This is a genomic window from Millisia brevis NBRC 105863 (assembly GCF_001552615.1).
GTDB lineage: Bacteria > Actinomycetota > Actinomycetes > Mycobacteriales > Mycobacteriaceae > Millisia > Millisia brevis.
Genome location: NZ_BCRN01000002.1, coordinates 232,329 through 250,953, shown reverse-complemented (window position 1 = coordinate 250,953; position 18,625 = coordinate 232,329). Strand labels below are relative to the sequence as shown.

The window sequence follows — 18,625 nt, the reverse complement described above, 5'->3', positions numbered from 1 at the left end:
CGCCGAGAACATAGTCTCCTCGGCGCCGCGCTGAGGAAGATGTACGCACACGGTCAGTGGCGCAGCGACTCCGGAGGGAACCAGGAGCGGTGCAGGCGGGCCAGCGGGGCGGGCGCCCACCAGTTCCACCGGCCGAGCAACCCCATGAACGCCGGCACCAGGATCGCGCGCACCAGGGTGGCGTCGATCAGCACCATCAGCGCCAACCCCAGCCCGAACATCTGGATGAACGACACCGACGACGACACCAGTGCGCTGAGCACGATCGCCATCAGCAGCGCCGCAGCGGTGATGATCCGGCCGGTTTGGGCGATGCCCAGCGCCACGGCCTGCCGGTTGGCCTCGGCGCTGCCGTCCCCGGAACGCCACTGCTCGGCGATGCGGGACAGGATGAAGATCTCGTAGTCCATCGACACCCCGAACGCCAGGCAGAACATCAACAGCGGCAGGGTCGCGTTGAGGTAGCCGGTCGGTTCGAAGCCGAACAGGCCCGACAGGTTCCCGTCCTGGAAGATCCACACCATCGCGCCGAACGTCGCCGACAGCGACAGCAGGTTCATCAGGATCGCCTTGAGCGGCAGCACGACACTTCCGGTGAAGACGAACAGCACCAGGAAGGTGGTCAGCGCGATCCAGGCGAGGGCGATCGGCAGGCGGGTGGCGATCGTGTGCATCGATTCGGCGTTCAGCTCCGCCGCTCCGGTGTACATCACCTCCGCGGGCGGTCGGACGGCGCGCACGGCGTCGACCAGTTGGGCGCCCTGATCGGAGAACGGTGTGACCCCGGAGGCGACCGTGATCCGCGCGACCGTGCCCGAGAGCATGTCCGGTGGCGCGGGCGCGATGCGCAGCCCGCCGACGTGTATGCCGTCCGGGGCGAGGACCGCCGTCACGTCCGGGACCCGGGACAGCTCGGTGGCGTAGTCGGCGTAGGCGTTCGGGTCGGTGGGCCCGTCGGGGACGACGATCGTGATCGAGGCGGTCGGGTCCTGCGCGAAGTCGTTGCGCAGCGCGTCGCCGACCACCCGGCTCGGCACCTGCTCGTTGAGCGCCCGGTCGTCGGTGAACCCGGTGGTCAGGTGCAGGAACGGGATGCCGAGGGTCAGCAGCACGATCACGACCGCGGCGGCGGGCAGCACCGGGCGCCGCACGATCCGGTCGGCGAGCCGATACCAGCCGCTGTCCTCCGGCTCGACGGACGGCGACGGCGAGCGGCCGAGGAGTCGGCGGATCGGACGGCGGATGTCGAGTGCGTCGACCCGCGGGCCGAGCAGCAGCAGGATCGCCGGCAGCACGACGACGGCCGCCAGCGCCGCGGCGGCGACGGCGGCGGACGCCGCGTAGGCGAACGACCGCAGGAAGTAGAGCGGGAAGACCACCAGCGCGGCCATCGACACGATCACCGGCAGCGCGGAGAACAGAACGGTCCGGCCGGCGACCGCGATGGTGCGGCGCACCGCATCGGCGTCGACATCGGTCTCCCCGCGCGCCAACGCGGCGCGCCGCTCCTCCCGGAAGCGGTGCACGATGAACAGGCTGTAGTCGATCGCGATCGCCAGCCCGAGCGCCACGGTCAGGTTCAGCGCGAAGATCGACACATCGGTCACCGTGGTCAGCAGCCGCAGGATCGCGAGCGTCATCAGGATCGAGAACAGCCCGACCGCCAGCGGGAGCATCGCGGCGATCGCGCTGCCGAACACCCAGACCAGGACCAGCGCCGAGATCGGCAGCGCCACCATCTCGGCGCGCACCAGATCCCGGGTCACGGCGGCGTTGCTGTCCCGGTAGACGATCGCCGCGCCGCCGACGGTCACGGTGACCCCGTCGCGGCCGGTGCCGATCCGGTCGGCGAGCTCGGTACCGCTGCGCTGGAATTCGGTTTCGTTGCCGTCGAGCTGCACCGCGATGACCGCGCTGGTCCCGTCGGTGCTGCGCAGTCCCATCGCCATCGGCCCGCTCATCTGCCAATACGACTGCACCGACAGCACGTGCGGGTCGGCCGCGACCTCCTCGGTCACCTCGAGACCGACCTCCCGCGCGGTGGGGGAGTCGACACCATCGGGGTCGGACACCAGCACGATGAGATTCGGGTTTGCCGAGTCGAAGGTGTCCTGCAGCAGTTGGGTGCCGCGCATCGCGTCGGAACGCGGATCGAAGAAGCCGCCCGCACCGAGACGGTCGATGGCGCCGGCCCCGACGAGGCCGGCGGTGACCGCGATCAGCAGGGCCGCGACGATGATGCGCCGCGGCGCCCGAATGACCATCTCGGCGATCCAGCTGAGCACGCGCATTCCTCCCGGACGATGGCCGGACATACCGTCGGGGCCGAAGGCCGCGTGTCCGCCGGGTCGATCCTAGGGAGTGGGGCCGGGCCGGGTGGAAGGCGACGGCCGGGCCGGGTGGAAGGCGACGGCCGGGCCGGGTGGAAGGCGACGGCCGGGCCGGGTGGAAGGCGACGGCCGGGCCGGGTGGAAGGCGACGGCCGGGCCGGTCAGTCGAGCGCGGGATTGCCCGCGCCGTCCGACGTCGACCAGGCGGGGTTGCCGATCACCGGGGTCTGCTCGAGGACGGTATTGAAGGCGTCGAGGACCGCCTGCTGGGTGAGCCGGTAGTTGCCGGTGGCCTGTTGCTGGGGGCCGATGTCGTGCCAGACGAGTCCGCGAATGCGCGGGTTGCCCTGCAGATACGCGGGCAGGGTCGCCAACCATTCGGTGCCGGTGACCCCCGCGTCGTTGACGCCGCCGTCGGCGCCCATCTCCGCGATGAGGAAGGGGCGATCGGTCATCGCGGTCAGCCGGTCGAAGGTCGGTTGATAGGTGGCGGTCGCGTCGTGGTCCCAGCCGTAGCCGGTGGTGCCCGCGAGATCGACCAGATCGTCGCCGGGCCACATGTTCTCGATCGGCGGCGCGGAGGAGCGGACGCTGTGGGTACCAGCGCAGGCCCACACCCAACGGATCGACGGTGCGATCGAGAAGATGTCCCGCACGTGATGCCACAGATCGATGTATTGCCCGGCGGTATTCCCGATCTGCCCGACCGCCCACGGATACCAGTGGCCGTTCATCTCGTGGGCCATCCGCAGATAGACCGGGCGTCCGAAATCGGCGATCGCCTCGGCGATGCGGCGGAAATCGGCGTCCCGGCTGCCGGTGAGCAGATTCTGCAGGGAGAATTCCTGCGGCAGATCTCCGGATTGGAATTCCCACAGCCAGGGTTCCAGGGTGACATACGGGATCGTGCCGGGAGCGGCGAGATGTTGGAGAGTATCGGCGGAGAAGTTCGAATTGAGTTTGACGAAGTAACCGAGCAGCGACGGGGATCGTTTCAGGGTATTCGCGACCGGTACGGCCTCGGCCGGAGATCCGGGAACGAACAGACCCAACCACGGTCGATCCGGTGGATCGGTGCCCCACGAGGTGGCCCCCTCGCCGAGGGCCAGCGCGGCGCTGCCGCCGCCGACGGCCACCGCCGCCGCGCCGACCAGGAAGGCTCGTCTGCTCACGGACCTTCCCGGTCGGCGCGGTGGTGTCACAGGGCTCCGATCACTGCGGGAGTATGCCGGTCAACAATGGTGCCAGGTAGTAGGCGTACGACGTCGAGATATGCGAATCATCCCGGTACACCAACAGGTTACCGATAACCGGCGGGCAGTCCACCGCGGTGCAGAACCAGTCCGTCGGATCGACCACCGGAATGTTCATCGCCGTCATCGCCTGGGTCACCGCCTGACCGCGACCCGGATAGGCCTCCGTCTTGGTGCGGGGCAGGTTGCAGGCTCCCACATCGTCGAGATTGCGGGACAGACATTCGGGAACGTCGTTCTCGTGCACCGGTGTGTCACCGATATACGCCACCGGAATGCCCGCCTCGACGAATCTGCTCATCGTGGTCGCGGTCCGGTCGGCCCACTGCACACTGGTGATCGAGGTGCCGGGGACCGAATTCGACTGACTGACGATCACCACCGCCGGCCGCAGCGCGATGATCCGGTCGACGATCTCCTGACGCCAGGTCTCGCACTCGGTGAATCGGCGTTTGAGTTCGGGGCTGTAGGTCTCCATATCGGCCAGTGAGCAGGCCGCCTTGGTCCAGGACACCAACTTCCACCCCGATTCCGCGGCGGCCCGATCGAGACCGGGTAGCCATTGCTGGGCGTGCGAGTCGCCGACCAGAACGGCGGTACGGTCGGCCTCCCGGTCGCCGTAGTCGCAGGGACCCTGCATGGTCATCAGGAAGTCCAGATGGCAGCCGTTGCGGGTACTGACCGGCTGATCGTTGGCGACCTGGTCCAACGGCGGGGTCAGATTCGACGGAGCCGCACTGACCTGGGTGCCCGAGGCCACCGCGCGTTGCACCGCGGAGACGACATTGCCGTCCAGCGCGGTCACCGAGGCCTCCGCGCCCTGGCCGACCAGCGGTGGCAGGGCGACGACCATCGCCATCGCCGCCCCGGCCAGCGCCGCCGCCGATCCGAAACCGAAGAGGCCCCAGACTTTTCGGCGCAGCTCGGCGCGACGGGTCGGCGACTCGATCAACCAGTAGCTGATGGTCGCCAGCCAGAGCGCGATCACCGTGACCTGCACGTTCTCGAGCCAGCTGAACTCGCGGCCGTACATGATCGGCACCATGATCAGCAGCGGCCAGTGCCACAGATACCAGCCGTAGGAGACGGCGCCGATGCCCTGTACGGAACGGCGGTCGAGGACGGTCTCGACCGAGCCTCGACCCGGCATCGCGCATCCCGCGGCGATCACCATCGCCGTACCCAGGACGGGCAGCAGGGCGTGGTAGCCGGGGAACGGTGTCGCGTCGGTGAACGCCAGGCCGGACAAGAGGATCGCGATCATGCCGATCCAGCCGAGCGGTGTCGTGACGCGCCGCCCCAGCGTGGCCAGGCGGCCGGCCGCCAATGCCAGGACCGCGCCGATACCGAGCTCCCAGGCGCGGGTGTGCAGCGAGAAATACGCCATCGGCGCGTTGGTGGCCGTCACGGTGATCGAGGCCCACAGCGAGTAGGCGATCACCACCGCGAGCAGCCCCGCCACCAGCGGCAACGTCCGGCCGAGTCGGCGGCGGGTCACCACCAGGCACAGCACGATCAGCGCCGGCCAGATCAGGTAGAACTGTTCCTCGACGCCGAGGGACCAGAAGTGCTGCAGCGGGGACTCCGGTCCGTCGGCCTGCTGGTAGTTCACGCCCTGCAGGGCCAACCGGTAGTTGAGCCCGTAGAGCGAGGCAAAGACCGCGTCGAGGGCGATCGTGCGGAACTGGAAGAGCGATCCGAACAGCCGCGCGAGCACCAGGGTGGCGACCAGCACGACGATCGCCGGTGGAATCAGTCGCCGGATGCGGTTGGTATAGAAGGCGCTCAACGAGATTCGACCGTGCTGGTGCATCTCCCGCAGCAGATGCCCGGTGATCAGGAAGCCGCTGATGACGAAGAAGACGTCGACGCCGACGTAGCCGCCGGTGATTCCGGGGACCCCGGCGTGGTAGAGCACGACCAACAGGACCGCGACGGTGCGCAATCCCTGGATATCCGGACGGAAATGGCGCGGCCCGGAGGCCTCCGGAACCATCCCGGCAGGCGGCCGAATCGACGCTCCCGGAACGGGTGCCGTCGCCGAGCGACGCCGCCACAACTGCGGGCGCCAGTCGCGCAGCGGGACGCGAGCGGTCGAGCCGATCGGCATGAACAGCAACGGCAGGTGTACCCAGGTGGCGAGGACGCCGAGCAGCACCATCGCCCAGAAGCGCTCGATCCCGTAGTTGAGGACGCCGAGGATCAGGCCGATCCAGATCAGCGAATACGTCACCGCCACATAGATCTTGACGGTTCGCCCGATCGTCACCGAGAGCGGGGTGCTGCGCGTATTGGCGGCGCCGGTCGCCACCCATTCCTTGGTGCTGCCGGTCAGGATGTGCACGATCGCGACCGCGTGCGCGAACGAGTAGAGCACCTGGACGCGCAGCACGTCCGCGCGCCACCGGCCGCGCATGGTCAGCGGCAGGATGACGAACCACAGCAGCAGCGCTCCGACCAGCCAGATCGAGTTGATCGGCTCGACCCAGCCGGGCAGGAAGTAGAGCATCGCCAGGGCGGGCAGGGGGGCGATGAAGGCGTTGAGGGCGGTCGAGATGTAGTACAGGAAGCCCGCCCAGAAGCAGAGCCGCTGGTGGAAGCCGATATGCTTCGCACCGTGGAACCGGCGGTCCGCAAGTAGGCTCATACTTCCTGTGCACCAACGGTATTGCTGGTTGAGGAAGCCGGAGACGGTGTCCGGGCAGAGTCCCTTGGTCACCAGGACCGGGACGTACCGGACGTGATAGCCGACCTTCATCAGATTGACGCCGGTGTGCACGTCCTCGCTGTGTCCGATCTGGGCGAAGCCGCCGGACCGGTTGAGCGCGGCCCTGCTGTACAGCGCGCAGGTACCCACGCAGATCGCCGCGCGGGCGCGGTCCCGGCTCGGCTGGATCCACCGGTAGAACAGTTCCTGGGTGGCGCCGGCGCATCGTTGCAGCCAGTTCATCGATCCGTGGGTGTCGAAGAATTGCGGGGTCTGCACGATGCCGGCATCGCCGTCGTCGAAGTAGGGCAGCATATTCTGCAGGGCGTCCGACCGTGGCACAAAATCGGCGTCCAGCACCAGAATGTAGTCGCCGCTGCTGTGTTCGTAGCCGTAGCGCAGATTGCCGGCCTTCTTGAGGCGGCCGCGGTCCGGGCGGGTGTGGTAGATGAACCCGAACCGCTCGGCGAGCAGTTCGACCTCGCTGCGTGCGCTGTCGTCGAGGACGTGCACCGTCAGTGGTCCGTCGTAGTCGAGTTCGGCCACGTGCCGGTAGGTATTGCGCAGGATCTCCAGCGGCTCGCCGGCGGAGGGCAAGAAGACGTCGACGCTCGGCATGATCGTGGGACGCCAAGTGGCAACGCGATATTCGTGGTCCCTCAGGCTGGTCCGCTTGGGTCGGGCGCTGGAGCTCAGCGAGATCAGCAGGGTGATCGCGTAGAGCGACATCGGCAGCAGGAAGAGCAGCAGTCGGGTATCGGCGGTCGCGAACCGCGCGATCGAATAGGCGATCATGGCGAACGAAAGTGCTTGTGCCAGTAGCAGCCACCGATGCTGGCGACCCATATACCAGTACTTCTCGGTATCGCTGGGTGGTGCCGGGCAGTTCGGTGCCTCGGTTTCCGGGCGAATCCCGGACAGATTCAAACTCACTCAATCCCCCTGGTGCGACAAGGCATCCGCCGTCCCCGTCGGCGGACATGTGCTGTGCAGGACGGCCGCGAGCGAGATGGGCGGCCACGCACGATGCGGAATTCGGCTCCCCTGCCGCCGCGTCGTGTTGAGAAGCAACGTAAGACCAATCGGTCCGTATGGGCGAATGTGGAGGGTGAATTGTGTCCTACTTCACGTCGGGTATTGCCAACTAATAGCCGGCAATTGTTGGGATGTCCGAATATGTCGTGAATAGGCCTACTGGGTTATCGAGATCCAAGCCGCGTGATGCGTATTCGATCAAGATCATTCCGATATCCCGAATTCCATCGAGCGGGTGCGAGAAGCGGACGGATCACCGAATTATCCGCGCGTGTTCGAACCCGGGGCGAACTAATTCGCACGTGTCGTGCGGCGTCGACGGGAACTCGGAGTATTCCGGCCGTCGTCATCCGGGGGAGCGGTCCGGTGAATGCGTGATCGTGCCGGCGGGCATGGGTCGTTGCCGGTGCGGACCGGTCGCCGCGGCGGGTTCGCGGGATGTCGAGCGGGCCGGGGGTCGGTACCGCGCGCCCGGACCGGCGCCGGCGTCGCATTCGCGGTCGGGAGGACTGCCGCACCGCACGTCCGGGCGTGCTCGACGGCCGTCGCCCGGGGCGCGGGCCGATGTCGCTGCGCGGACGGCCGATTGACAGCGAGTCGAACATATGTTCGCATTGTCCCGTGCGATGGCAGGGACAAGGGCTCGCGGTGGCCGACGGCGCGTTGCCGGGGTTCGAACGTGACGGCGTACTCCGGACGGTACGCACTCCGGAGTTCGAGGGCATCACCTTCCACGAGGTGTTGTGCAAGAGCGCGCTCAACCATGTGCCGGAGCCGTCACCGATGAACTTCCGGTGGACGGTCAACCCGATGCGTGGGTGCACCCATGCGTGCCGCTATTGCTTCGCGCGCCCGACGCACGAGTATCTCGATCTCGACGCGGGTACGGACTTCGACACGCAGATCGTGGTCAAGGTGAACGTCGGTGCGGTGCTGCGCAAGGAATTGCGGCGCCGCAGTTGGGGGAGGGAGTCGGTGGCGTTGGGTACCAATACCGACCCCTATCAGCGCGCCGAGGGGCGATACCGGCTGATGCCGGGGATCATTCGCGCTCTGGCGGAGTCGCGGACGCCGATGTCGATCCTCACCAAGGGAACGCTGTTGCGGCGGGATCTACCGTTGCTGAGCGCCGCGGCCCGCGAGGTGCCGGTCAGCCTGGCGGTCAGCCTAGCCTTCCACGACGAGGCGACCCAGCGGGCGCTCGACCCGGGCGCGCCGAGTCCGGCCGCCCGGCTGGCGTTGATCCGGTCGATCCGCGATGCCGGTTTCGGCTGCCAGGTACTGGTCGCCCCGGTGATCCCGTATCTGACCGACGGGCGTGACCACCTGCGCGCGATGTTCGCCTCGTTGGCCGACGCGGGCGCCACCGGCGTCACCGTCATCCCCCTGCACCTGCGCGGCAGCACCCGCGGCTGGTTCCTGGAGTGGCTCGGCCGCGAGCATCCCGCCCTGGTCGGTCGCTATCAGCGGCTGTACGGGCGCGGCGGCTATGTGAGTGCCGAATACCGAGACTGGCTCGCCGACCGGGCCGACGCAGCGCGACGGGACGTCGTCTTCGAATCGTCGCCCGCGCCGGTGCGGCCGGTGAGCGTGCCGGCGAGCGCGGGGGCTGTTGCACTCGCCCCCGCGCCCGCGCCGACACTCTTCTGACGTGGCCGCCGCGGTGATGGCCGATGTGGTGATGACCGATGTGGTCGGCGACCGGGGAGCCCGGTGCGGCCGGGCGATCCGACGGAACCGCCGGTCAGCGCAGGCCGGGCGGGTTGTCCAGATCGGTGGCGGTGAAGGTATCGCAGCCGGAGATCTGGCCGGTGTTGTATCCCGAGGCGAACCACTTCTGACGCTGCTCCGAGGAGCCGTGCGTCCAGCCCTCCGGGTTCACCCGGCCCGTCGAGGCCTGCTGGATGCGGTCGTCCCCGACCGACGCTGCCGCGGACAGGGCATCGGAGATGTCCTGCTGGGTCAGCGGCTGCAGCAACGGTTCCGAGTTGTTCGGACCCCGCTCGGTCGCGGCGTAGCGCGCCCAGATACCCGCGTAGCAGTCCGCCTGCAACTCCACGCGCACCGCGCCGGACTCCGGGCCGCGCGGATCGCTCTGAGCGCGGCCGAGATCGCCGAGCTGGTTCTGGATGTGGTGGCCGAATTCGTGCGCCACGACGTACATCTGGGCGAGGGGGCCACCGCTGGCACCGAACCGGTCGGTCAGCACCTGGAAGAAGCTGGTGTCGAAATAGGTCGTCTGGTCCGCCGGGCAGTAGAACGGGCCGACCTCGCTGGTGGCATTTCCGCAGGCGGTCGAGACCGATCCGGTGAACAGCACGACCTGCGGTTGGGTGTAATTCACCCCGGTCTGCCGCGTCAGCTGGGTGCCCCAGACCTGGTCGAGGCTGACGGCGGTCGCGTTGATCCGGCAGTCGACGTCGGTATTCGCCTCGGTGGCGCCGCCTGTGCAGCCGGCGCCCTGGCCCGAATTCGAGGAGCTGTTGTCCGTGGTTCCCGCGCCGAGGAAGTCGGCCGGGTTGCCACCGAACAGCAGCGCCAGGACCAGCACGATCAGGCCGCCGGCGCCACCGCCCAGGGCGATTCGACCGCCGGTCCCCCCACCGCCGCGCCGCGCCCGATTGGGGTCGATTTGCGCGCCTTCGCGAAACGTCATGGCGGTAGCTTCGCATGGCCGACCCCGTCGCGTTCGGAGCATGGTGCGCGTCCTCGTAGGATCGTGATCAATTGTCGACCGGTCTCGCGGTCACCGGGCGGTATCGGTCGGTCGCGAACGGGGTCGACAACACCGAACATTCCCGACCCGAATGTCTCTCGACCCGGAAGGACCATCGTGCTGCGCACTCACCTGGCCGGAGCCCTGCGCTCCGAGAACGTCGGCAGTGAGGTCACGCTGACCGGATGGGTGGCGCGTCGCCGCGATCACGGCGGCGTGGTTTTCATCGATCTGCGCGATGCCTCCGGTGTGGTGCAGGTGGTCTTCCGCGAGGGGGCGGTCGCCGAGGCGGCCCACCGCCTGCGTGTCGAGTACTGCATCAAGATCACCGGCCTGGTCGAGAGCCGGCCCGAGGGCAACGACAACCCGGAGATCCCGACCGGTGAGGTCGAGGTCGAGGCAGCCGTCCTGGAGGTCTTCTCCGAGTCCGCCCCGCTGCCCTTCCAGTTGGACGAGCAGCCCGGCGAGGAGCCGCGGTTGAAGTACCGCTACCTCGACCTGCGCCGCCCCGGCCCGGCCAAGGCGATCCGGTTGCGCTCCAAGCTGACCGCCGCCGCTCGCTCGGTCCTCGGCCACCACGAGTTCGTCGAGGTCGAGACCCCGACGCTGACCCGTTCCACGCCGGAGGGTGCCCGCGACTTCGTCGTCCCCGCCCGCCTGCAGCCGGGCGAGTTCTACGCGCTCCCGCAGAGCCCGCAGCTGTTCAAGCAGCTGCTGATGGTCGGTGGCATCGAGCGCTACTACCAGATGGCGCGCTGCTACCGCGACGAGGACTTCCGCGCCGACCGGCAGCCGGAGTTCACGCAGCTCGACATCGAGATGAGCTTCGTCACCCAGGACGACATCCTGCTGCTGGCCGAGGAGATCCTCACCGCGGTCTGGAAGGTGATCGGCTACCACCTGTCGACGCCGATCCCGCGGATGACCTACGCCGAGGCGATGCGCCGCTACGGCAGCGACAAGCCGGACCTGCGCTTCGACGTCGAACTGGTCGACTGCACCGAGTACTTCTCCGACACCCCGTTCCGCGTCTTCCAGGCCCCCTACGTCGGTGCGGTGGTCATGCCGGGCGGTGCCTCGCAGCCCCGGCGCACCCTCGACGGCTGGCAGGACTGGGCCAAGCAGCGCGGCGCGCGCGGTCTGGCGTATGTGCTGGTCGGCGACGACGGCACGCTGTCGGGCCCGGTCGCCAAGAACCTGTCCGAGGCCGAGCGCGAAGGCCTGGTCAAGCACGTGGGCGCGGCTCCCGGTGACTGTGTCTTCTTCGCGGCGGGACCGGTCAAGGCGCAGCGCGCCCTGCTCGGCGCCGCGCGCGTCGAGATCGCCAAGCGGTGCGGCCTGATCGACGAATCGGCGTGGGCATTCGTGTGGATCGTCGACTTCCCGCTGTTCGAGCCGGCCGACGAGGCGACCGCCGCGGGCGACGTCGCCGTCGGTGAGGGGGCGTGGACGGCGGTCCACCACGCCTTCACCTCCCCGAACCCGGACAGCATCGACACCTTCGATACCGATCCCGGCTCCGCGTTGGCCTACGCCTACGACATCGTCTGCAACGGCAACGAGATCGGCGGCGGCAGCATCCGTATCCACAGCCGCGAGGTGCAGGAACGGGTCTTCGCGATGATGGGCATCGACAACGAGCAGGCCCGTGCCCAGTTCGGCTTCTTCCTCGACGCCTTCGCCTACGGCCCGCCGCCGCACGGCGGAATCGCCTTCGGGTGGGACCGCATCTGCGCGCTGCTGTCCGGGACGGACTCGATCCGCGACGTGATCGCCTTCCCGAAGTCCGGCGGCGGTGTCGACCCGTTGACCGGCGCCCCGGCGGAGATCACGGCGGCGCAACGCAAGGAGAGCGGGATCGACGCCAAGCCCAAGGAACGGCGTGCCGCCGGCGAGGGAGGCGACGCGGCCCCCGCGAGCTCCGACGATCGGTAGCCGACTCGGGTTACGGTGGGGTACACCGTAACCGGAGCCGTGGCGTTCGCCGCCGGAGCCAGGGGGATACGGATCACGACGCCGGACGGTGGTGGGACCGTCCGGCGACGAGGAGCCGGAAGGAGGCCGCGATGCCCTGTCGCGCGGTTACCCTGGCGGTGACCTTCGGAAACCCCGACGAAGGGGATTTCTCGGAGGCCGCCGTGTCGCAATTCGCCGTACCCGTGGTCGCCGTGCCCGCCGGGTCCACATCCGACGGGCCCACATCCGACGGGGTCGCACCTGTCGCCTTCGGCGGGCCCGAGGAGCAGACCCGGGTCCGCGTGGCGGTGGTGTCGTGACGGATCTGGACGTGCCCCCCACCTCCGATCCGGCCGGTCTCACCTCCGATCCGGCCGGATTGCGCGCGATCCAGCGGCGCGTCAAGCGGTTGATCGAGGACCGCGACATCACCTACACCCTGACCGGGGAGTCCGGCGGTGGCCGCGCCGTCCCGTGGGAACTCGACGTGGTCCCGCATGTGGTGGAGACCGCGGCGTGGGATTCCCTCGAGCAGGGATTCCTGCAGCGCTCGCGCCTGCTCGACGCGCTGCTCACCGACATCTACGGCGACCGCACCACGTTGCGGCGCGGGCTGGTCCCCCCGCAGTTGATCTTCGCCGACCCCGCCTATGTGCGCGCCGATCACGGCACCACGCTGCCGGGCCGTCACCAACTGTTCCTGCACGCGATGGATGTCGTCACCGACCGGGACGGGTCGTTCCGGGTCTTCGCCGATCGCACCGGCGCCCCGTCCGGCATCGGTTACGCGATCGCCGACCGCCAGGTGATCAGCCGCGCGATGCCGCATACGTACCAAACCTTCGCCCCGCGCCAGGTCTCGACCTTCGTCGACACCCTCCGCGTCGCGGCGCTCGAGGCCGCGCCCGCCGAGGTCGACGACCCCGAGGTGGTGGTGCTCAGCCCCGGTGTGCACTCCGAAACCGCCTTCGACCAGGCCTATCTGGCCTCGATGCTCGGCTTCCCGCTCGTCGAGGCCGCCGACCTGGTCGTGCGCGACGGTGCCCTGTGGATGCGGGCGCTGGGTGAACTGCGCCGCGTCGACGTCGTCCTGCGACGGCTCGACTCCGCCTGGGTCGACCCGCTCGACCTGCGCTCCGGATCGTTGCTCGGCGTCGTCGGGTTGGTCGAGGTGATGCGCCGCGGCGCGGTCAGCATCGTCAACCGACTCGGCAGCGGCGTCCTGGAGAACCCCGGCCTGCTGCCCTTCCTGCCGGAACTGTCGCGGGCACTGCTCGGTGAGGACTTGCTGCTCGAATCGGTGCCCTCCTGGTGGGCGGGCAGCCGCGACGGGCTCGCCCGCATCGACCACGGCCTTGACGGTCTGCTGCTGCGCCGCACCGACCGCGAGGAATGGACCTCCGGGGAGGACCTCGATCGCGACGCGCGGGACGAGCTGGTCGCCCGCATCCACACCGAGCCCGACAGTTGGGTGGCGGTCGAGCGGCCCGACCTGATCGTCGAACGCACCACGCTGCCCGGCGGCAGCTCCGAGCGCGAGGTGGCGCCGGTGCTGATGCGCCTCTTCTCGGTCGCCCAGAGCACCGGATACGTGCCGATGGCCGGCGGCATGGGCCAGGTGCTGGTGACCGAACCGCGCTTCGATCCGCGGATGACGCGCGGCGCCAAGGACATCTGGGTGCGGCCGGCGGAACGCTCGACCGTCGTGGTCGACTCGCGCGGGTCGCGGTCGCTCATCCGCACCCGTTCGGCGGTGCGCGGTCGCGGGATCGACGTCACCTCCCCGCGTGTGCTGGCAGATATGTACTGGATGGGGCGCTACGCCGAACGGGCCGAGTGGTCCTCGCGCGTGCTGGCGACCGCCCACATCCGCGCGGAGGAGGCCCGGGCCCGGCCCGCGGACCCGGCCGCCGGCAGCGTGCCGGTGCTGCTGGCCGCCGTCGCCGCCGCCACCGGGGTCGACGACGGGCCGACCGCCGACGACCGCTACGAGCTGATCCGCCGCCACCTGCACCGCCTGACCGTCGACGAGCGGCGCGACGGCACGATCGCCCAGTCGATCGCCGGGCTGTTGATCGCCGCTCGCTCGGTGCGCGATCAGCTCTCCGCCGATACCTGGCTGATCGTCGGCCGGGTCGAGCAGACCCTCGCCGGTCTGCGGACCGCGCCGGACGACGGCGAACTGCTCGCCGAGGGCCACGAGGACATCGTCGCGGCGATGCTCTCGCTGGCCGGCCTGGCCGCCGAGTCGATGATTCGGGACTCCGGCTGGCAGATGATGCGGATCGGTCGGCGCATCGAGCGGGCCCTCGACCTGACCGAGCTGATGCGCGCGACGATCACCGCCGAACTGCCGACGGCGGTCGAGGTCGCCGTCCTGGACTCGCTGTTGACCATCGGCGAATCGCGGGTGACCTACCGGCGGCGGTACCACTCGGCGCCCAGCGTGCTTCCGCTGCTCGAACTGCTCGTCCTCGACAGCGGCAACCCGCGGTCGGTCGCCTACCAGATCAACGACCTGCGCGAGGGTCTGGCCGCGTTGCCGAACGACGCCTCGCAGCGGCCGATTCAGGCGGTCGACGCGCTGGCGGTCGCGCTGCGGCGGGTCGACCCGCCCGATCTGGTCGACCGCAACGACGACGGTTCGCGGCCCGAACTGATCGCCCTGCTCGACACCTTGACCGAAGGGATCCTCGAGGTGGCCGATCTGGTCTCCCGCACCCACCTGCGGATGCCCGCCGGTACCCGGGCCCTGCATGTCGGCACGATCCGGGTGCGGGGTGCGCAGTGATGTCCGCTCCCGACGGTTTGCCCACCGCCCCCGACGGGTCGGCCACGCCCCCTCACCGGGGGTCGGCCACTCCCGGCGGGTCGGTGCAGCCCCGCGAGGGGGACACCCGGCGCTATCGGGTGCGGCACGAGACCACCTACGAGTACTCCGGGCCGGTCAGTTCGTCCTTCGGTCGCGCCTACCTGACCCCACGCACCACCGGGGTCCAGCGGTGCTCGGAGACCTCGGTCACCGTCGAGCCGGCGCCGGTCGACCAGTCCCGCGGCCGGGACGTCTACGGCAACGAGAACACCTACTTCCAGGTCAGCACCGAGCACACCCGCCTGGTGGTCACCGGGGTGTCGATGGTCGAGGTCGACCCGCCGCTGCGCGATGCGGCGGTCCTGTCGCGACCCTGGGAAAGCTTCCGGCCGACCGCACCGGAACGGGCGGACGACGGCGACCCCGAGCGGCCGCTGGCGGTCGAATTCGTCATCGACGGTCCCCGCCCGGAGATCGACGACCAGGTCCACGCGTATGCGCTCGAGTCCTTCACCCCGGGCCGGCCGATCGGGGAGGCGACGATCGACCTGACCCGGCGCATCTTCCGAGACTTCACCTACCTGTCGGGGTCGACGACGGTCACCACCCGGGTGTCGGAGGTCTTCGCCGAGCGACGCGGCGTCTGCCAGGACTTCGCCCGGCTGGGCATCGCCTGCCTGCGATCGCTGGGCCTGGCCGCCCGATATGTCTCGGGCTACCTCGCCACCCAGCCGCCGCCCGGCAAGGAACGCATGATCGGCGCGGACGCCACCCACGCCTGGGCGGCGGTGTGGATCGGTGGCGACACCTGGTTGGAGTTCGACCCGACCAACGACCAGCTGGCCGATGAGCGTTACGTCACCGTGGCGTGGGGTCGCGACTATGTGGACGTGCCGCCTCTCCGAGGAATCATCCAAACGGAGGCGAAGGACAGTTCGATTCGCGTATCTGTGGACGTCGCCCCGGTTTGAGCCGCAGAATACATACCGATTGCTCGTAGCGATTCGGTAACGTACGACATTCTCAGCAAGCCTTCAGTTCGTGGCGGACTGTGACGAACGCCAAGCCGGTAGGTTCATCCGCGATGACTGCTGTACTGAGTGACCCTGTGACCGAAACGATCGGTGTCGCCCGCGAGGTGCTGTCCCGTCGTACCGGGGCCCCGGTTTCCCTACTCGACCCCGTCGACCTCGGTGGCGACGGTCGGGCGGTCGTTCTGCGCGTTCGCGTGGTGGACAACTCGGCGATTCTGCCGCGCACCCTGGTGCTCAAGTGTGTCGACCCGCGCAACCGGGACGGCTCGCCGAATGTCGGCTTCCTCCGCGAAACCGCCTCCTACCAACTGATTACCGCTCTCGCCTCCCGCAGCCGCCCCGGGCCTGCGTTGATCGCCTACGACCTGTCGGCCGGGCTGATCGTGCTGACCGACCTCGGCGATCACGGCGCGGTGTCCGCTCTGCTGCGCGCCGGACATACCCCCGGCGCGAAGAACACCCTGATGGCGATGGCCCAGGCCCTCGGCCGCATGCACGCCGCCACCGTCGGCCGCGAAGAGGACTTCCGGGCCCTCGCCGCGCGCGTCGGCATCCCCGCCGGACGGCCCGAGGACCACTTCCGCGCGCTGTCGATGGGCACGATCGACACCCTGCCCGAACGGATCGGCCGCCGGCTGAGCGTCAAGCCGTCCGATGCCGCGCTCGACCGCATCACCGGCGCGATCTCGTCGATGAGCGACGGCCGCTTCCGCGCGTTCAGCAGTTCCGATATGTGCCCGGACAACCTGGTCGTCGACGCCGGGGGAGTCCGCTTCCTCGACTACGAGTGGGGCGGCTACCGCAACGTCTTCCTCGACCTGACCTACCCGCTGATGTCCTTCCCCGGCTGCCTGTGCAAGGTCGACATCGACGGCGAGACCGCCGACGCGATGATCGACGCCTGGCGCGCCGAGGTCGCCTCGATCTGGCCGCAACTCGCCGACGACAGCTACCTGGAAGCCCGCGTTCTCGAGGGCCGGCTCAGCTGGGCCTGGTTGACGACCGCGCGTTTCCTCGAGGCGTCGAGCACCGCCCGCACCGCCGCCGCACACCGCCATCACCTGGCCGCGCGCCGCGCCGACGTGCTGCGGTTGCGGTGGGAGCTGCTGCACTCGGCGGCCGAGCGCGCCGGGGACGAGGCGATCGTCGAACTGGCGGCGGACGTCACCGACGCGCTCGACCGCGTCGGGCTGCCCTGAGCCGACCGATCGGCGGTCGCCGTCTCGGCGGGGCGCGGCACGTCCGGGCGCTGCCGTAGATTCGAGTCGGGATGACATCTGCGACCAACCGAAACGATCCGACCTCCGCCGCCGACGGCGCGGAGGAGTCGGTCGACACCCTCTTCGAGCCCGACCCGCCCGCACCGGTGGCCAACGCGCTGGGTGCGCCGGTCGGCAGTGAGGTCCCGCAGGGGCCGCTGGCCGTTCGGATGCGACCGCGGTCGCTCGACGAGGTGGTCGGACAGCGCCGCATCCTCGCCCCCGGGGCGCCGCTGCGGCGACTGATCGAGGGTTCCGGGGCGTCGTCGGTGATCCTCTACGGGCCGCCCGGTACCGGCAAGACCACCCTGGCGTCGCTGCTGTCGACGTCGACCGGACGCCACTTCGAGGCGCTCTCCGCGCTGTCCGCCGGCGTCAAGGAGGTGCGGGCGGTCATCGAGCAGGCCCGACGCCGGCTGATCACCGGCACCCAGACCGTGCTGTTCATCGACGAGGTGCACCGCTTCTCCAAGACCCAGCAGGACGCGCTGCTCGCCGCGGTGGAGAACCAGGTGGTCCTGCTCGTCGGTGCGACCACCGAGAACCCGTCGTTCTCCGTGGTCTCGCCGCTGCTGTCCCGCTCGCTGGTGCTGGCCCTCGAACCGCTCGAACCGGCCGAGGTGCGCGAGGTGCTCGAGCGCGCGATCACCGATCCGCGTGGGCTCGACGGCTCCGTCACCGTCGACGACGACGCCCTCGACCAGTTGGTGCGCCTCGCCGGGGGAGACGCCCGCCGGTCGTTGACCATGCTCGAAGCCGCCGCCGACGGCGCACAGTCCGGGAACGTGGTGCTCGCCGACGTCGAACGGGCGGTCGCCGACGCGGTGGTGCGCTACGACCGCGACGGCGACCAGCACTACGACGTGATCAGCGCGTTCATCAAGTCGATGCGCGGCTCCGACGTCGACGCGGCGCTGCACTACCTGGCGCGGATGATGGAGGCCGGGGAGGACCCGCGCTTCATCGCCCGGCGGTTGATGATCTTCGCCAGCGAGGACATCGGCCTGGCCGACCCGATGGCCCTGCAGACCGCCGCGGCCGCCGCGCAGGTCGTGCAGTTGATCGGCATGCCCGAGGCTCGGTTGACCCTCGCGCACGCGACGATCCATCTGGCCACCGCGCCGAAGTCCAATGCCGTGACCACCGCGATCGGCGCCGCGACCTCCGATGTGCGGGCGGGCAAGACCGGGCTGGTGCCGCCGCATCTGCGGGACGGCCACTACACCGGAGCCCGCAAGCTCGGCCACGCGGTCGGCTACATCTACCCGCACAATGTCCCCGGCGCCGTCGCCCAACAGCAGTACCCGCCGGACGACCTGGTCGGCGTCGACTACTACGAGCCGACCGACCGGGGGCTCGAGCGCGAGATCGGCCCGCGGGTGGGCAAGCTGCGGCGGATTCTGAGGCGCAAGTCGTAGGGCGTGTGGAAACCGGAACCTATACGCGCAGCCGACACCATATAGGTGGGCGCGACCCGTATACGTTCCGATTTCCACACACCGACGCCCGTGAGAAATGCCGCG

Annotated in this window: 11 protein-coding genes; 7 read left to right on the top strand and 4 right to left on the bottom strand. The window is 69.4% G+C overall.

The genetic code is table 11. The features are described 5' to 3' along the window. Positions 1-53 precede the first annotated feature (53 nt). The 3 genes from MB1_RS03845 to MB1_RS03835 form a co-directional block, all read right to left on the bottom strand. Positions 54-2,285 carry an MMPL family transporter gene (locus tag MB1_RS03845; protein ID WP_066904218.1) on the bottom strand — a complete coding sequence of 744 codons (2,232 nt, stop codon included), beginning with the start codon at positions 2,283-2,285 and terminating at the stop codon, positions 54-56. Positions 2,286-2,491: 206 nt separating this feature from the next. Beyond that, positions 2,492-3,502 (bottom strand): glycoside hydrolase family 26 protein, encoded by a 1,011-nt coding sequence (locus tag MB1_RS03840; RefSeq protein ID WP_066903823.1) that lies wholly within the window; start codon positions 3,500-3,502, stop codon positions 2,492-2,494. A 40-nt stretch (positions 3,503-3,542) separates the two neighbouring features. Further along, on the bottom strand, positions 3,543-7,223 hold the full coding sequence (locus tag MB1_RS03835) for an SGNH hydrolase domain-containing protein (protein ID WP_157083889.1): 3,681 nt from the start codon (positions 7,221-7,223) through the stop codon (positions 3,543-3,545). Between the two features lie 723 nt (positions 7,224-7,946). Between MB1_RS03835 and MB1_RS03830 the strand changes: the two genes are divergently transcribed. Next, positions 7,947-8,975 carry an Rv2578c family radical SAM protein gene (locus tag MB1_RS03830; RefSeq protein ID WP_084350782.1) on the top strand — a complete coding sequence of 343 codons (1,029 nt, stop codon included), beginning with the start codon at positions 7,947-7,949 and terminating at the stop codon, positions 8,973-8,975. Between the two features lie 94 nt (positions 8,976-9,069). Here MB1_RS03830 and ypfJ read toward each other — a convergent pair whose 3' ends face one another. After that, complete coding sequence (gene ypfJ, locus MB1_RS03825) at positions 9,070-9,981, bottom strand: KPN_02809 family neutral zinc metallopeptidase (RefSeq protein ID WP_066903819.1); 912 nt, start codon at positions 9,979-9,981, stop codon at positions 9,070-9,072. 177 nt (positions 9,982-10,158) lie between these two features. Here ypfJ and aspS point away from each other — a divergent pair, with 177 nt between their 5' ends. The 6 genes from aspS to MB1_RS03795 all read left to right on the top strand — a co-directional run bounded on the left by aspS (position 10,159) and on the right by MB1_RS03795 (position 18,520). Next, positions 10,159-11,976: an aspartate--tRNA ligase gene (gene aspS / locus MB1_RS03820; protein WP_066903817.1), complete on the top strand. Its 1,818-nt coding sequence runs from the start codon at positions 10,159-10,161 to the stop codon at positions 11,974-11,976. 131 nt (positions 11,977-12,107) lie between these two features. After that, the gene (locus tag MB1_RS25955) at positions 12,108-12,317 is read left to right on the top strand and encodes a hypothetical protein (RefSeq protein ID WP_066903815.1); all 210 of its coding nucleotides are present in this window, start codon (positions 12,108-12,110) and stop codon (positions 12,315-12,317) included. Then, on the top strand, positions 12,314-14,788 hold the full coding sequence (locus MB1_RS03810) for a circularly permuted type 2 ATP-grasp protein (RefSeq protein WP_066903813.1): 2,475 nt from the start codon (positions 12,314-12,316) through the stop codon (positions 14,786-14,788). Before MB1_RS25955 ends, MB1_RS03810 begins: the two co-directional genes overlap by 4 nt. Further along, entirely contained in the window at positions 14,788-15,780 is a 993-nt protein-coding gene (locus MB1_RS03805; protein ID WP_084350778.1) for a transglutaminase family protein, read from the top strand. The genes MB1_RS03810 and MB1_RS03805 overlap by 1 nt, the downstream gene beginning before the upstream one ends. Positions 15,781-15,893: 113 nt before the next feature. Next, complete coding sequence (locus tag MB1_RS03800; RefSeq protein ID WP_066903809.1) at positions 15,894-17,042, top strand: hypothetical protein; 1,149 nt, start codon at positions 15,894-15,896, stop codon at positions 17,040-17,042. 71 nt (positions 17,043-17,113) lie between these two features. Beyond that, the gene (locus MB1_RS03795) at positions 17,114-18,520 is read left to right on the top strand and encodes a replication-associated recombination protein A (RefSeq protein ID WP_084350777.1); all 1,407 of its coding nucleotides are present in this window, start codon (positions 17,114-17,116) and stop codon (positions 18,518-18,520) included. The last annotated feature ends 105 nt before the right edge of the window (positions 18,521-18,625 follow it).

Bases quoted from the DNA above. Each gene is read 5' to 3' on its own strand.
- ypfJ (WP_066903819.1), bottom strand. From the start codon at position 9,981: ATGACGTTTCGCGAAGGCGCGCAAATCGACCCCAATCGGGCGCGGCGC.
- MB1_RS25955 (WP_066903815.1), top strand. From the start codon at position 12,108: ATGCCCTGTCGCGCGGTTACCCTGGCGGTGACCTTCGGAAACCCCGAC.
- MB1_RS03800 (WP_066903809.1), top strand. From the start codon at position 15,894: ATGACTGCTGTACTGAGTGACCCTGTGACCGAAACGATCGGTGTCGCC.
- MB1_RS03805 (WP_084350778.1), top strand. From the start codon at position 14,788: ATGTCCGCTCCCGACGGTTTGCCCACCGCCCCCGACGGGTCGGCCACG.
- MB1_RS03795 (WP_084350777.1), top strand. From the start codon at position 17,114: ATGACATCTGCGACCAACCGAAACGATCCGACCTCCGCCGCCGACGGC.